Annotated in this window: 12 protein-coding genes; 6 read left to right on the top strand and 6 right to left on the bottom strand. The window is 73.9% G+C overall.

The features are described 5' to 3' along the window. The first annotated feature begins 224 nt into the window (after nucleotides 1-224). Both LE181_RS09735 and LE181_RS09730 read left to right on the top strand, forming a co-directional pair. Entirely contained in the window at nucleotides 225-788 is a 564-nt protein-coding gene (locus LE181_RS09735; protein WP_225660809.1) for a sigma-70 family RNA polymerase sigma factor, read from the top strand. After that, the gene (locus LE181_RS09730; protein ID WP_225660808.1) at nucleotides 785-1,915 is read left to right on the top strand and encodes a maleylpyruvate isomerase N-terminal domain-containing protein; all 1,131 of its coding nucleotides are present in this window, start codon (nucleotides 785-787) and stop codon (nucleotides 1,913-1,915) included. The genes LE181_RS09735 and LE181_RS09730 overlap by 4 nt, the downstream gene beginning before the upstream one ends. Nucleotides 1,916-1,941: 26 nt before the next feature. Here LE181_RS09730 and purU read toward each other — a convergent pair whose 3' ends face one another. Both purU and LE181_RS09720 read right to left on the bottom strand, forming a co-directional pair. Beyond that, on the bottom strand, nucleotides 1,942-2,805 hold the full coding sequence (gene purU, locus LE181_RS09725) for a formyltetrahydrofolate deformylase (RefSeq protein ID WP_225660807.1): 864 nt from the start codon (nucleotides 2,803-2,805) through the stop codon (nucleotides 1,942-1,944). Between the two features lie 63 nt (nucleotides 2,806-2,868). Next, complete coding sequence (locus LE181_RS09720) at nucleotides 2,869-3,312, bottom strand: SCO4402 family protein (RefSeq protein ID WP_225660806.1); 444 nt, start codon at nucleotides 3,310-3,312, stop codon at nucleotides 2,869-2,871. A gap of 180 nt (nucleotides 3,313-3,492) precedes the next feature. On the opposite strand from LE181_RS09720, the gene LE181_RS09715 reads away from it, so the two are divergent. Further along, nucleotides 3,493-4,782, top strand: coding sequence for an ABC transporter substrate-binding protein (locus LE181_RS09715; RefSeq protein ID WP_225660805.1), 1,290 nt, complete (start codon nucleotides 3,493-3,495; stop codon nucleotides 4,780-4,782). 51 nt (nucleotides 4,783-4,833) lie between these two features. On the opposite strand, the gene LE181_RS09710 is transcribed toward LE181_RS09715, so the two are convergent. Together LE181_RS09710 and LE181_RS09705 are read right to left on the bottom strand one after the other, a co-directional pair. Beyond that, nucleotides 4,834-5,982 carry a hypothetical protein gene (locus LE181_RS09710; RefSeq protein WP_225660804.1) on the bottom strand — a complete coding sequence of 383 codons (1,149 nt, stop codon included), beginning with the start codon at nucleotides 5,980-5,982 and terminating at the stop codon, nucleotides 4,834-4,836. 1,066 nt (nucleotides 5,983-7,048) lie between these two features. After that, nucleotides 7,049-8,437 (bottom strand): NsdA family TPR-like regulatory protein, encoded by a 1,389-nt coding sequence (locus tag LE181_RS09705; protein ID WP_225660803.1) that lies wholly within the window; start codon nucleotides 8,435-8,437, stop codon nucleotides 7,049-7,051. Between the two features lie 315 nt (nucleotides 8,438-8,752). Between LE181_RS09705 and LE181_RS09700 the strand changes: the two genes are divergently transcribed. The 3 genes from LE181_RS09700 (at nucleotide 8,753) to LE181_RS09690 (ending at nucleotide 11,976) form a co-directional block, all read left to right on the top strand. Beyond that, nucleotides 8,753-9,421, top strand: coding sequence for a bifunctional DNA primase/polymerase (locus LE181_RS09700; RefSeq protein ID WP_225660802.1), 669 nt, complete (start codon nucleotides 8,753-8,755; stop codon nucleotides 9,419-9,421). Nucleotides 9,422-9,586: 165 nt separating this feature from the next. After that, nucleotides 9,587-10,366, top strand: a complete 780-nt coding sequence (locus LE181_RS09695; protein WP_225660801.1) for an ABC transporter ATP-binding protein — start codon at nucleotides 9,587-9,589, stop codon at nucleotides 10,364-10,366. Further along, the gene (locus LE181_RS09690; RefSeq protein ID WP_225660800.1) at nucleotides 10,363-11,976 is read left to right on the top strand and encodes a transporter; all 1,614 of its coding nucleotides are present in this window, start codon (nucleotides 10,363-10,365) and stop codon (nucleotides 11,974-11,976) included. Before LE181_RS09695 ends, LE181_RS09690 begins: the two co-directional genes overlap by 4 nt. A 34-nt stretch (nucleotides 11,977-12,010) precedes the next feature. On the opposite strand, the gene LE181_RS09685 is transcribed toward LE181_RS09690, so the two are convergent. Both LE181_RS09685 and LE181_RS09680 read right to left on the bottom strand, forming a co-directional pair. After that, entirely contained in the window at nucleotides 12,011-13,435 is a 1,425-nt protein-coding gene (locus LE181_RS09685; RefSeq protein ID WP_225660799.1) for an FAD-dependent monooxygenase, read from the bottom strand. A gap of 143 nt (nucleotides 13,436-13,578) precedes the next feature. After that, complete coding sequence (locus tag LE181_RS09680; protein WP_225660798.1) at nucleotides 13,579-14,427, bottom strand: alpha/beta fold hydrolase; 849 nt, start codon at nucleotides 14,425-14,427, stop codon at nucleotides 13,579-13,581. Nucleotides 14,428-14,481 lie beyond the last annotated feature (54 nt).

The following is a 14,481-nucleotide window of genomic DNA, read 5'->3' as shown; positions in this document are numbered from 1 at the left end:
CGCATAACACATCGGCACATTCGGGCGCGTTCGACCACGACCGGCCATGACCGGTCGTCACCCCGCCCCGGACCTCCACCCAAAGTGAACGCTTCAATACCATGCGCAGCAGAAGTGAGAGTCACCCTTTCCGGGTTTCGCCCCAAACGCTCGTGCGTTGTCGGACCCTGCCGATACATTCGGCGAGAGGGCGTACAGGAGTGCGTACGGAGGGGGCAGGCCGGATGACGAACGACGCACCACCGCGGTGGGACCGCAGGATGCAGCAGCGGCTCGTCCACGGCGAGGCCGCCGCGCTCGGCGAGCTCTACGACCGCTTCGCCTCCCTCGTGCACGGCCTCGCCCACCGCGTCCTCGGCGACGAGAGCGGCGCGGACCGCGTCACCCGCGAGGTCTTCGGCTACGTCTGGGAGCACCCGGAGGCGTACGACCCCAAGGAGGGTCCCCTGCGCTCGTGGATCGCCTCCCTCGCCCACCGGCACGCCGTCAGCCGGCTGCGGCGCACCGAGGACGACGGGGAGCGGCCCGCGGCGGAGATCGAGGCCAAGGTGCGCGCCGCCAGCGCCGCCGCCCGCGCCGACTACATCGTCACGTCCATGCCCGCGCCCCTGCGGGCCGCCCTGGACCTCGCCTACTTCCGCCGTCTGGACTACCGTCAGGCCGCGGTGCGGCTGGGTGTCACCGAGGACGAGGCCAGGCGGCGGCTCAGGCTCGGGTTACAGCTGTTGTCCACCGCCCACGAGGGCCCCCGGGCGGTCGCGCCGCCCGGCGAGGCGGCCCTGCGATGAACGACGCGCCCCTGCCGCCGGAGGCGGCCCGTCCGCCGTCCCACCACGTGCTCAAGTCGCTGCTGGGCGCCTGGGCGCTGGCCGCGTGCTCGGCCGAGGAGACCGCCGCCGTCGAGGAACACCTGACCGACTGCGCCCCGTGCGCGGAGGAGGCCGTCCGGCTGCGCGACGCCGTCGCACTGCTGCACCCCGAGGACAGCCTCGACCTCGACCCCACGCTGCGCTCCCGCGTCCTGGCCGGAGCGCTCAGCCGCCGGCCCGCCCGCATCCCCGTCCCCGAATGGGCCGCGCCCTACGAGGCGGAGGCCGCCCGGCTCGACGCCCTGCTGCGCGACATCGGCGAGGCGGAGTGGCAGGCGCCGGTGCGGCTCACCTGGTTCGACGGGCGGCGCCCCGCCGCGCGCGAGGCGACCGTCGCCGGCGTCATCGGCCATCTGACGGCCGTCGACGGCATCGTCGCGGGCGCGCTCGGCCTGCCCGACGGAGGCGGAAGCGGTTCGCCCGACGAGCGCACGGAGGCCCTCTGGGCCTCCGGCACACCCACACGGCAGACGCCCGCCCAGGTGCGGTCCGCCTGGCGCGACCAGGGCCGGGCGCTGATACGGACGGCGTCCTTCGCCGACGGGAACGTCGCCGACCTCGACGTGCCGTACGGCCCGTTCAGCCTGCCGCTGCGCGACTCCTTCCTGGACCGCGCCTTCGAGTGCTGGGTGCACGCCGAGGACATCGCCGACGCCGTCGACTATCCGTACGAGCCGCCGTCCTCGCCGCACCTCAACCGCATGATCGACCTGGCGGCCCGGCTGCTGCCGTCCTCGATCGCGGCACGCCGCCGCGCGGGCCTGGCCCCGCCGGCCCGCACGCTGGTCGCGGCGGGCACGCCCGGCCGCGCCCTGCACCTGGAGATCGAGGGCAGGGGCGGCGGCCACTGGTACATCGCCCTGGACTCCCCCGGCGCGCTCGGCACGCCGGAGGGGGAGGTGGCGCATGTGGCCCTGGACGGGGTGGAGTTCTGCCGCCTGGCCGCGGGCCACGTCGCCCCGGAGGAGGCCGCCGCCGGCTCGCTCGGCGACGCCGAGGCCGTCCGCGACGTCCTGTACGCGACGGCGTCGCTGTCACGGCTGTGACGGCGGCCGCCGCTCGGGGGAGGACGTCAGGCGAAGACCACCGTGCGGGTGCCGTTCAGGAGCACGCGGTGCTCGCTGTGCCACTTCACCGCGCGCGCCAGCGCCTGGCACTCCACGTCGCGGCCGACCGCGACGAGCTGCTCCGGGGTGACGTCGTGGCCGACGCGCTCGACCTCCTGCTCGATGATCGGGCCCTCGTCGAGGTCGGCCGTCACATAGTGCGCGGTGGCACCGATCAGCTTCACACCACGCGCGTGCGCCTGGTGGTACGGCTTCGCGCCCTTGAAGCTCGGCAGGAAGGAGTGGTGGATGTTGATGATCCGCCCGGAGAGCGCCTTGCAGAGGTCGTCGGAGAGCACCTGCATGTAGCGGGCGAGCACGACCAGCTCGACGTTCTCGGCCTGGACCAGCTCCAGCAGCCGCGCCTCCGCCTCCGGCTTGTTCTCCTTCGTCACGGGGATGTGGTGGAAGGGGACGCCGTAGGAGCCGACGAGCTCGGCGAAGTCGGTGTGGTTGGAGACGACCGCCGCGATCTCGACCGGGAGGGCCCCGATGCGGGAGCGGAAGAGCAGGTCGTTGAGGCAGTGCCCGAACTTGGACACCATCAGCACGATGCGCATCTTCTCGTCGGCCCGGTGGATCTGCCAGTCCATCTGGAAGGAGTCGCCGACCGCCGCGAAGCTGGCCCGCAGCTTCTCGACCGTGACCGGGGCCTCCGCACCGAAGTGCACGCGCATGAAGAACAGCCCGGTGTCCCGGTCGCCGAACTGCTGACTGTCCTCGATGTTGCAGCCGGTCATGAAGAGGTAGCTGGACACGGCGTGCACGATGCCCTGCTTGTCCGGGCAGGAAAGGGTGAGGACGTACTGCTGAGGCTGTTCGGTGGTCATAGCCCAATAGCGTCGCATATCCCGGACCCCTGCCGGACCGCCCGCCGGGCGGCGGGTGGCGGTTCAGTACCCGGTGGCCAGCTCCAGCACGGCGAGCGGGCGCGGCGGCACGTCCGGGCTCTCCCCGTCGCCCGCCGCCAGCCGGACGTGTGCCTCGCGCGCGGCCTGCACGACCTCCGGCCAGCCGTGGTGCTGCAGGTAGGCCGAGGACGGCGCGTCCGCCCCGACCTGGTGCATGATCCGCAGGACGCGCAGGACGACGACGTCGACGAGCGCGGCCTCGCCCGAGTCGCGGAAGACGGTGCCGACGTACTTCTCGGCCGACCAGTTGTCCAGCCAGGTGTCCTCGACCAGGCGGTAGACGGCGTCGGTCACGTCCCCGTACCCCTCGCGGCCCGCGAGCCAGCACTCCTGCTGGAAGACGAGGTCCGAGAGCATGTGCAGCGCGGAGCGCACGTTCGCGCGCCAGCGCCACCACGGCATGTCATTGAGCGGCATACCGTCCATGGTGGTCGAGCGGCGGCCGCGACGGGAAGACTTCTCTGAACCCTGCACAACAATCGATCGTACGTTCCCGCCGCGCCCCGCCGTGCCCCACCCCGGCCGCTCCCGGTGTTCACCCCGGCGTCACCCTTCGTTGCGACATGATCACTCCGCCGTTACCTGCCGGGCGGCAGGCTTCCGGCCATGACCGGACGGCGCCGCCTGTTCCCCCGCCCGCTCCTGCACTCCGCCATGGCCGCGGTGTGTGCGACAGCCGTGGGAGCGGCGCTGTTCACCGGGTGCGGTGGTGGGCTCCCGGGGGCCCGGGGGGACTCCCGGGAACCCATCACCGTCATGACCTGGGCCCCCGAGGGCACCCAGGCCACCAACATGGCCGGCATGCCCGCCATGGCCACCGCCTACGCCCGCTGGGTCAACGCGAGCGGCGGCATCCGCGGCCGCCGGCTGAAGGTCCTCACCTGCAACGAGCGCAACGACACGGTCGCGGCCGCGGGCTGCGCGCAGCGGGCGGTGGAGGCCGGGGCCGTCGCGGTCGTCGGCTCCTACAGCCAGCACGGACGGTCGATGATGTCGGCGCTGGAGGCATCGGGGACACCGTTCATCGGCGGCTACGGGATCACGAACGAGGAGTTCACCAGCCCCCTGTCGTACCCCGTCAACGGCGGCCAGGCGACCCTGCTCGCCGGCAACGGGCGGCAGCTGGCCGGGGTGTGCCGGCGCGTCGCGCTCGTCCGGCCGGACACGATCGCCGGCGACCAGTTACCGCCACTGCTCGACGCGGGCCTCACCGCGGGCGGACGGCCGCGGGCCGCCGACGTCCGGGCCCCGGAGGACGCCACGGACTACACGCGGCACAGCGCCGCCGCCCTGGAGAGCGCCGGCACCGAGGACGGCGCCTGCGTCACCGCGGCGCTCGGCGAGCGCACGAACACCTTCTTCGACTCCTTCCGGCGGCTGCGCGAGACCGGACGCGGGTCCGGGGTGCGCATCGCCGCCGTGCTGGGCAGCGTCCAGCAGTCGCTGGTGGACAGCACGGGCGGCGCGAGCAGCCCGCTGGAGGGCGCGTACGCGACCGGCTGGTACCCGGCGGCGGACGACGGCCGGTGGGCCTCGATGCGGAAGGTCATCGAGGAGCACGCCTTCGGCGACAATCGCGTCAGCCCCACGGACCCCGGAGTCCAGACGACGTGGCTCGCGTACACGGTGCTGCGGTCGGTACTGATGTCCCTGGACGCGGACGACATCAGCGCCGCATCGGTGCGCCACGCCCTGGACGACGGCCACGAGGTCGACACGGGCGGCCTGACACCGCCCCTGCGCTGGCGGCAACAGGACCTGCTGGCCGTCCGCGACTACCCGCGCGTCGTCAACGCGGACGTCACCTACCAGGTGGTCAGGGGCGGCCGCCTGGTCGCGGACCGCAGCGGCTTCGTCAACGTGGCCCGCACGCTGGAGGAGCAGAGCAAGGGCTGACGCCGACGGGTGCGCTGCCCGGTGAGGGCCGGGCAGCGCTCGTCGTCCTCGTTACAGCTGGGTCCACTCGTGCTGCGTCAGGCCGTACTTCTTCGCGATCGGGTTCCACAGCTCGGCCGCCTTCTTCTTGGCGGCCGTCGCGTCGCCGCTGGCGCGGTCGCCGGCGACGCTGTCGGCCGAGGGACGGGCATGGCCCTTCACGCAGCCCTTCTTGCCGTCCACCTGGCGGGCCCACGCCGCGTAGTGGCTGTCCGCCGACGCGGACGACTTCCACGCCTTCGACAGCTGGCCCGTCAGCTCCGCATGCTGGGGCAGCTGGTCCGTGGCCGTCTGTTCGAGGCGCGTCACCAGGCCGTTGCGCTGGCCCGCGGCGGCGTCGAGGTCGGCGGCCGACTTGCCGAGGTCCTTGCAGCTCCGGGTGGAGTCCACCGCCTTGATCACGGAGTCGCGGCTGTTGTTGCTGTCCTTCAGCAACGCGTCCAGCGCCTTCGCCTGGGCCTCGGCCGGGTCGGCCGACTTCTCCGGGGCCTTGGGGCTGGGTGCGGCCGACGCCTCGCCCTTGGGCGCGGGGGTGGGCGACGTACTGGCGACGGCGGCCTTCTGCGGCTCGCTCTTGTCGTCGTCCCCGCCGCTGAGCAGCGCACCCGCGCCGAGCCCGGCGACGGCACAGCCCGCGACGACCGCGGCGATCAGCACGGCCGGCGACTTCTTGCGCCCCGGCTGCCGCGGCGCGTCGTCCCTCGGGCCCTGGGGACCGCGCGGGCCCTGCGGCCCGTTCGGGGGCACGCCGTACGAGGGGCTGGCGGCCGGCTGCGGGGGCGGCGTGGGCGCGCCGACCGGCGGGACGGGCGGCAGTTGCTGCGTCGGGGTGGCGGCCCGGAAGAGCGTGTCGAACTCGGCGGGCGGCGGCCGCTCGCCCGCCGGCGCCATCACGGTGAAGGGCGTGGCCGGCCCGGAACCCGTCACGGACGGGGCCGGATCGGTGCCCCCGGCCTGGCCCTCGGGGGCCCGCTCCGGCGCGGCGTGCCGCCGATGGGCACCGCCGCCACCCGCCGCCGGGCCGACCGCGGTCGCCTCGGCACCGGCCGGAGGCGCACCCGCGGGACCGCCGTGCGCGCCGCCCGTCGGCGCCACGACGGGAGCCCCCTGCGGGGCGAAACCGGCAGACGGCAGCGGGGGCGAGCCGGGGACGGGGGGCATCAGCGCAGTGGCATCGGCGTCGGAACCAGCACCGGCATTCGCCCCAAAGGGAGGCATGCCACCCACGGGCTGGATCAGGGCCGTGGCCTCCGCATCGGGCCCACGACCTGCACCGGCACCCGGCGCGTAAGGCGGCATACCGCCACCCACCGGCGGAATCAGCGCCGTGGCATCAGCATCAGAGCCACGACCTGCACCGGCATTCGCCCCAATGGGGGGCACACCGCCCACAGGCTGGATCAGGGCCGTGGCCTCCGCATCAGAGCCACGCCCCGCACCGACACCCGGCGCAAAGGGAGGCATGCCACCACCCACGGGCGGAATCAGGGCCGTGGCATCAGCGTCGGAACCACGTCCGGCACCCACACCCGACCCAAAGGGGGGCATGCCACCCACAGGCGGGATAAGTGCGGTGGCCTCCGCATCAGAGCCACGTCCGGCGCCGCCCCGCTGCGGGGGAAGCAACTGCGTGGCCTCTGCAGCGGATTCGGGGACGCCGCGACCGTACGTACCGGGCGGCTCGTCGGCCGCCTCCCGTATCTCACGTATCTCGCACACGTCCCGTCCGGCGGGCGCACCGCCGTCACCGCTCACCGGCGGCAGGTACTGCGTGGACGCCTCGGCCACGGGCGGGGCCGCGTACGGCGGGGGCGGCAGCGGGGCGCCCGGCATGGGGGCGCCGCCCAGCGGCGGGAGGTACTGCGTGGCGTCGGAGTCGCCCTGGGGGGTCTCCGGTGGCAGGGGGGCGCGATGGGCGCCGGGGCCCCAGGGGGCGCCCCCGTCGGGGGCGGGCCGTACTGGCGGCGCGGGCGGGGCCGCAGCGGGCTGCGGCTCGTTTCCCTGTCCGCTCTGCGTCACCGGGACTCCTCAGGCTGTAACGGGACTTGCGTGACCGGCGACTCACGCTACCGGTTCGCACAAGTGCGCGGCCGCACCGGCCCGTCCCGGTTCCGCACCAATCCGGCTGCTCCCGTCCCCTCCCGCCCCGGCCCCGCCCCACAACGAACGGCCAGCCGGGGCCCCGGCCCAAGCCAAGACCCCGGCACCCCTACACCCCCAGCACCCCCTACGCCGCCTGCAACTCCATCCGCGCCCCGAACTCCCGCACCACCGGCTCGTCCCGGTACGGCTCCAGACGCTGCCGGAAGTCGTCCAGATACTCCGCCCCACGGTTCGAGCGCAGGGTGCCCAGCAGTTCCAGGGCCCTCGTGCCCGTCAGGCAGGCTTCCTCCACCTCGCGCTGCTGCACGTGGGCCGTGGCCAGCAGCAGCAGGTCGATGGCGCGGCGGCGCACCCGCCCCGTCGGATGCGTGGTCAGGGCGTCCTCCGCGTGCCGGCGTGCGGGTTCCGCCTGGCCGAGGTCGCGGTGACAGTGCGCCAGCTCGTCCGAGAGGTAGGCCCGGTCGAAGTGGCGGATCCACGGCGGGTCGTCGCCCGAGTCCGGGCCGTTGTCGGCGGCGTCCAGGCGGGCGATCGCCCGGGAGGCGACCGTCTGGCAGGAGCGCGCGTCACCGAGCAGCGCGTGGCCGCGCGCCTCGGCGGCGTAGAACATGGCCTCCGCGCGCGGCGTGACGTGCCCGCGCGCCCCCTCCTGCGCGGCCTTGGCCAGCTGCGCGATCTCCCGCGGGTTGCCCAGAGAGGCGGCGAGGTGGCTCATGCTGGCGGCCAGGACGTAGCCGCCGTAGCCGCGGTCACCGGCCGCCTGGGCGAGCCGCAGGGCCTGGATGTAGTAGCGCTGGGCGAGGCCGGGCTGGCCGGTGTCGACGGCCATGTAGCCCGCCAGCTCCGTCAGCCGGGCAACCGCCGCGAACAGTTCGCGGCCGACCGCCTCCCGGTACGAGCCGGCCAGCAGCCCGGAGACGACGCTGTTGAGGTAGTGGACGACGACGGGGCGCACGTGGCCGCTGCCGTAGCGGTGGTCGAGCTCGACCAGCGCCTCGGTCGTGGCGCGCACCGCCTCGACGTCCGAGGGGCCGACGCGCGCGCCCGCGCTCCGCGCGACCTGCGCGTCCGCCGCGGTGATCAGCCAGTCGCGGCTCGGCTCGACGAGGGCCGAGGAGGCGACCGACGTGCCGCTGAGGAAGTCGCGGCGGCCCACGTCGCTGCGCCACAGCTCGCAGACCTGCTCGATGGCCCCGAGGACCGTCGGGGAGAACTGCAGACCCACGCCCGAGGCCAAGTTCTTGCCGTTGGCCATGCCGATCTCGTCGATGGTGACGGAGCGGCCCAGCTTGCGGCCGAGGGCCTCGGCGATGACGGCGGGGGCCCGCCCGCGCGGCTGCTGACCCCGCAGCCAGCGGGCCACGGACGTCTTGTCGTACCGCAGGTCCAGACCGTGCTCGGCGCCGCACATGTTGACCCTGCGCGCCAACCCGGCGTTGGAGCAGCCGGCTTCCTGAATCAGCGCTTGCAGCCGTTCGTTCGGCTGCCGCGCAACGAGTGGCCGTGCGGCCATGACGTAACCCCCTGAGACGCTATGCGTTCGCGATGAGCTCCGCTGGGTGCGGAGGAGCCGGTACAGCTGTGAACGCTCTCTCCTTCGATCTTTGCCCCCCTGATATCCGGAGAATGCAGGACTTGCCGGTATTCGCATCGATCGCGGCAATGTCCTGGGTCAGCACGTGCGCCCAGGTGGCTACCCCTTCGCTGCGGCGAACTTTCGCCTGCGCCCCCGTACATGCATCCGTGCGCCCCACGTGCTGTTACCGGCAGTTGCAACATGCCTGTGCCCAAGCCGTAACCCCTGGTGACAAGGGGAGTTGTGTTGAACGTGGAAGAGACCATCGGAGTAGGAGCCCCGCACATCCCCCAGCAACGCGGCGAGCGCGTGCTCGATGCGGCGGCGAGATACGCGGAGGACCGTCACTGGGACGTATTCGCCGGTACGTGGCTGGAGGCCGTGGACGGGCGGGAGCGCTGCTCGTGCGGCGATCTCGACTGCCCCGCTCCGGGGGCCCATCCGGCCCGGCCCGACTGGGCGACCCAGGCCACGGGGAGCGCGTCCACGGCGCGCCGCATGTGGACGAAGCAGCCCCGCGCCTCGATCCTGCTGCCGACGGGCCGTACCTTCGACGCGCTCGACGTCTCCGAGTCCGCCGGCTTCCTCGCGCTGGCCCGCATGGAGCGCATGGAGATCCAGCTGGGGCCGATCACGTGCACGCCGTTCCGGCGGATGCAGTTCTTCGTGCTGCCCGGCGGGGCCCTGAAGGTCGCCGACCAGGCGCGCAAGCTCGGCTGGTCGCCCTCCACGCTCGACCTCGTGGCCCGCGGGGAGGGCGACTACGTGATCGCGCCTCCCACCCGCATCGGCAACCGCGGGCCGGTGCAGTGGGCCCGGCAGCCCACGGCCGCCAACCGCTGGCTGCCGGACGCGGAGGAGCTGGTCAGCGCCTTGGCGTACGCGTGCGGGCGGGAAGCCGCCCTCGCCCGCGGCCGCTGAGTCCCCCGGCCAGGCCCAGGCCCAGGCCCCCGGAGGACCTTCCTCACGACGAACTCCTGACAAACCTCACTGCCCGCCCTCCCGGACCGCCCCTACCGTGGACCGGGAGGGCGGGGCACTTCCGGCTCCCCCGGCACCACCTTCACGGGGAAAAGGACGAGCACAGTGGGACAGGACGTCATACCCGCGGTCCGCATCGAGGGACTGTGGAAGCGCTTCGGCGAGCAGGCGGCGGTGGCCGGTATCGATCTGGAGATACCGGCCGGGCAGTTCATCGGCCTGGTCGGCCCGAACGGCGCCGGCAAGACGACGACCCTGTCCATGGTCACCGGCCTGCTGCGGCCCGACTCCGGCCGCGTCGAGATCGGCGGCCACGACGTCTGGCAGGACCCGGCCGCCGTCAAGGCGCGCATCGGCGTCCTGCCCGAGGGCCTGCGGATGTTCGAGCGGCTCTCCGGGCGCGAGCTCCTCGCCTGCACCGGCCGCCTGCGCGGCCTGCCCGGCGACGAGGTCGACAAGCGCGCCACCCAGCTGCTGGACGTCCTCGACCTGGCCGGCGCGCAGCACAAGCTGGTCATCGACTACTCCACCGGCATGCGCAAGAAGATCGGCCTGGCCGCGGCGCTGCTCCACAACCCCGAAGTCCTCTTCCTGGACGAGCCGTTCGAGGGCGTCGACCCGGTCTCCGCCCAGACCATCCGCAAGGTGCTGGAGCGCTACACCGCCTCCGGTGCCACGGTCGTCTTCTCCAGTCACGTCATGGAGCTGGTGGAGTCCCTGTGCTCCTGGGTCGCCGTGCTGGCCGCCGGCCGCATCCGGGCCCACGGCCCGCTCGCGGAGGTGCGGGGCGAGGCGCCCACTCTGCAGGACGCGTTCCTTTCGCTGGTCGGCGGGCGCGCCGGCGCGGACAGCGAGAACCTCGACTGGCTGGGCGGCGCCCGATGAGCGCCCCCGCACTCCCCTCTCTGCTCGGCACGTTCGCCCACCTGAAGCTGTCGCTGCTGCGCAACGGCCTGCGCCAGTCCTCGGGCCGCAAGGCCGTCTACATCACCTCCATCGTCCTCACCGCGCTCTTCGCGGCGCTTGAGCTCATCGCCCTGATCGCCCTGCGCGGCAACGAGCACGCCGCGGCCCTGACCGTGCCGCTGGCGGTCCTGCTGGCGCTCGGCTGGGCGTTCGTCCCGCTGTTCTTCCCGGGCGGCGACGAGACCCTGGACGCGTCCAAGCTGGTGATGCTGCCCCTGCGGCCCACCCCGCTGGTGGCGGCCCTGATGACGGCCTCGCTGATCGGCATCGGTCCCGCCTTCACGCTGATCCTCTTCGTCGGCTCGGTGATCGCGACCGCGCACGGCGTCGCCGCGGCCGTCGTCGGGGTGTTCGGCGCGGTCCTGGCGCTGCTGCTGTGCCTGGCGCTGGCCCGGGCCGTCGCCACCGCCAACGCCCGGCTCCTGACCAGCCGCAAGGGCCGTGAGATGGCCCTGCTCAGCGGCTTGATCATCGCCCTGGGGCTGCAGTTCGTGAACCTCGGCATGGCGAAGCTGAACACCCTCCACCTCGCCCGGCTGGAGCCGCTCGCCGACGTCCTGCGCTGGGTGCCGCCGGGCTCCGCCCTGGACGCCGTCCGGGCCGCCGGCGAGGGCTCGTACGGGCTGGCCGCCGGCGAACTCGCCCTGTCCGCCGTGGTGCTGGCGGCGGTGCTGTGGTGGTGGCAGCGCAGCCTCGCCGCGGTGATGGTCTCCGCGGATGCCTCCACCGTCTCCCCCGACGCGTCGCGCAAGGACGCCGGGCGGACGGCGGACAAGGGCGCCGGACTGGCGGGCCTGCTGCCCGCCGGGCGCACAGGCGCGGTCATGCTGCGCTCGCTGCGCTACCTCGGCCGCGACCCCAAGACCCGCATGGCGTGGGCCTCGGCGCTGATCATCGGCCTGGTGGTGCCCGCGGTCAACGCCGCCCAGGGCAACGGCAGCATCTACTTCGCGTTCTTCGCGACGACGGTCCTCGGCATGCACAACTACAACCAGTTCGGCCAGGACGGTTCGGCGTTCTGGATGGTGCTGCAGACGATCTCCTCGCCCCGCGACGCCTATGACGAACTGCGTTCCCGTGCGCTGGCCGTCGCGCTGATCGCCGTGCCGTACACGACGCTGGTCGTCATCGTCTCGGCCGCGATCACGGGCAACTGGCGGGACATGCCCATGGTGTGGGGACTGTGCCTGGCGCTGGTGGGTGCCCTCTTCGCGACGGCCGCCACGACGTCGTGGCGCTACCCCTACTCCATTCCCCAGGAGGGGGCCTTCAAGAACGTCGCCCCCGGCCAGAACGGCATCGCCTGGGCCGGCATGCTGCTCGGCGCGCTGGTGAGCGCGGCGCTGTGCACCCCGCTCATCGTGGCGGCGATCTGGCTGCACTCGGCGGGCGCGACGGGCCTGTTGTGGGCGCTGGTGCCGGCCGGTGCCGGATACGGGGTGCTGATCGCCTGGGCGGGGCTGCGGTTCGCGGCCCCGCGGGTGGCCGGCCGGCTGCCGGAGATCCTGGCGGCGGTGAGCAAGGGCTGACGACGACGGTCGGCAAGGGCGCACGCGGCGGCCGTCAGCCGTCGGTGGCCCGCTCCACATAGCCGTCGGGGCGGACGAGCAGGGTCGTGGGGGCGGCGTCGGCACGGGTGACCGTGGTGACGCCGTCCTCCTTCTCGTCCGCCTTTCGCGCGTCCGCGCCCCGCGGCAGGACCCGTACGTACGTGCCGGCGCGCAGCGCCTCGTAGAGGCGGTCCGGGCCGTCGGCGGTCTCGGCCAGCGGCAGGTCGGGGGCGCGGCGGCCGACGAGGGGGTGGGCGCCGGGCGGGGCCGGGTAGTGGATGCCGACGCCGGAGATGAACAGGGCGGCCCGGTCCAGTGCGAAGGGGGCGAGGGCGACCGCCCCGGCCAGGGCGTTGCGCAGGCCCCGGGTGACGGGCGTGGCGGCCAGGACCGACCGGACGATGGCCCCCGAGAGCCGCAGGACCGCGGTGCCGACGGGGTGACGCTCGTCGTGGTAGCTGTCCAGGAGCCGGTCGTCGCCGCGGTGTTGCAGGACGGCGGCGAGCTTCCAGCCGAGGTTGGCGGCGTCCTGGACACCGGTGTTGAGGCCGAGGCCGCCGGCGGGCGAGTGGCAGTGGGCGGCGTCGCCCGCGAGGAGGACGCGGCCCTCGCGGTAGCGCGGCACCTGGCGCTCGTCGCTGTGGAAGCGCGAGGTCCAGCGGGGCTCGCGCATGCCGAAGTCCGTGCCGAACGCGGCACGGGTGACCGCGCGCAGGCTGTCGAAGTCGACGGGGGCGCCGGAGGGCAGGTCGCTGCCCCGCTCCCAGGCGATGACGCGGTACCAGCCGTCCCCGAAGGGGGCGATGAAGGCGAAGCCCCCGGCGACGCCGTTGAACGCGGGGACGTCCTTGGGGGGCACGTCCAGGCGCACGTCGGCGAGCATCACGGACCGCAGGACGGACCGTCCGGGGAAGGGCATCCCGAGGGCCGTGCGGACGGCGCTGTGCACCCCGTCCGCGCCGACGACGTAGCGGCCGCGCACGGTGGCGGAGGCGCCGTCCCCGGCGGGTTCGACGTCGACGTCGACGCCCTCGGCGTCCTGGCGCAGCCCGGTCACCCGGGCGCCGCGCCGGATCTCGGCGCCGTGCGCCAGGGCGCGCTCCTCCAGCAGCCGCTCGATCTCGTACTGCGGGGTGATGAGCACGCCGGGGAAGCGGGAGTCGAGCCGGTTCAGCTCGATCCAGGTGCGGCCGAAGAGCCGCAGCCGGCCCAGGAAGGTGCCGGTGGCGATGAGCGGCTCGGCGAGGCCCCGCGCGTCGAGCACCTCCAGGGTGCGGGCGTGGATGGCGAAGGCACGGGTGAGGTTGGACTCCTGGGCGCGCTTCTCCAGGACGGTGACGCGCACGCCGGAGGCGGCGAGATCGCCGGCCAGCAGCAGCCCGGTGGGGCCCGCTCCGACGACCAGGACGTCCGCGGTGGGTTCGGTGCGTGGGGACATGACGGCTCCCGGTGGATGGCGGCGGCATGGCTGCGCATCGTGCGCAGGACGTGGACTGCGCCTCCATGCCAGTGCACACCCGGCACCCCGGTTATGTCAACGGGTGTTGAATTAAATCGGGCACGCCCCGGACGGGGCGCCCCTCACGCCGGTACGGCGGCCTCCAGGAAGGGCTCGGCGACGCGCCGCCAGCCGGCCGGCTGGTCGTAATGGGCGAGGTGCCCGGCGTCGGGGATCTCGGCGTAGCGGCCGCGGGGCAGGACGCGGACCATCTCCTGGGCCTCGGCACGGCCCAGCGCGCCGTCCAGCCCGCGGACGACCAGCGCCGGGCACTCCACCCGGGCCAGCTCCTCCCAGTGCGCGTCGTGGGCGTACCCCTCGCGGGCCTGGAGCATCTGGCGGCGGAAGAACAGCGGACGCCAGCCGTCGGCGCGCTCGGACATCACCTCGGCGTAGAAGTCGCCCCGGGCCGGGGCGGGCCGCTCCAGGGTGGGGTCGTCCTCGCCGAACCACTTGCGGACGTCGGCGAGCGTCGCGAACGGCACCGGCCAGGACCTCAGCCACTCGCTCCACTGGCGCTGGGTGGCCGCACCCAGGGCGGAGGCGCGCATGTCGCAGATGACCAGGGCGCGGACGAGGTCGGGGCGGCGGGCGGCCAGCTGCCAGGCGGTGAGGGCGCCCATGGCGTGGCCGATGAGGGTGACGGGGGCCAGGCCGAGCTGCTCGACGGTGGCCTCGGCGTCGGCGACGTACGCCTCGCGGGCGTAGGGGCCGCTGACCGGCTTGTCGCTGCGGCCGTGGCCGCGCTGGTCGAGGGCGATCGTGCGGTACCGCGTGGACAGCCAGCGGGCCGTGTCCGCCCAGTGCGCGGCCCGGCCCAGCAGGCCGTGCAGGAGCAGCACCCCGCCTCCCCCCGCCTTCGGCGGTTCGGCGAACTCCCAGGCGGCAAGCCGCACTCCGCCGCTTCCGGTCACTTCGATACGCCGGACCATGAGCTCTGACACCCCCTCGTCTCCCCCGAGCAGCTCCACCTTATGGAACTTCCA

The sequence above is a fragment of the Streptomyces sichuanensis genome (genome assembly GCF_020328095.1).
GTDB classification, from domain to species: Bacteria; Actinomycetota; Actinomycetes; order Streptomycetales; family Streptomycetaceae; genus Streptomyces; species Streptomyces cinnamoneus.
The sequence above is the reverse complement of the archived record's forward strand: the minus strand, read 5'-3'. Positions and strand labels throughout refer to the sequence as shown.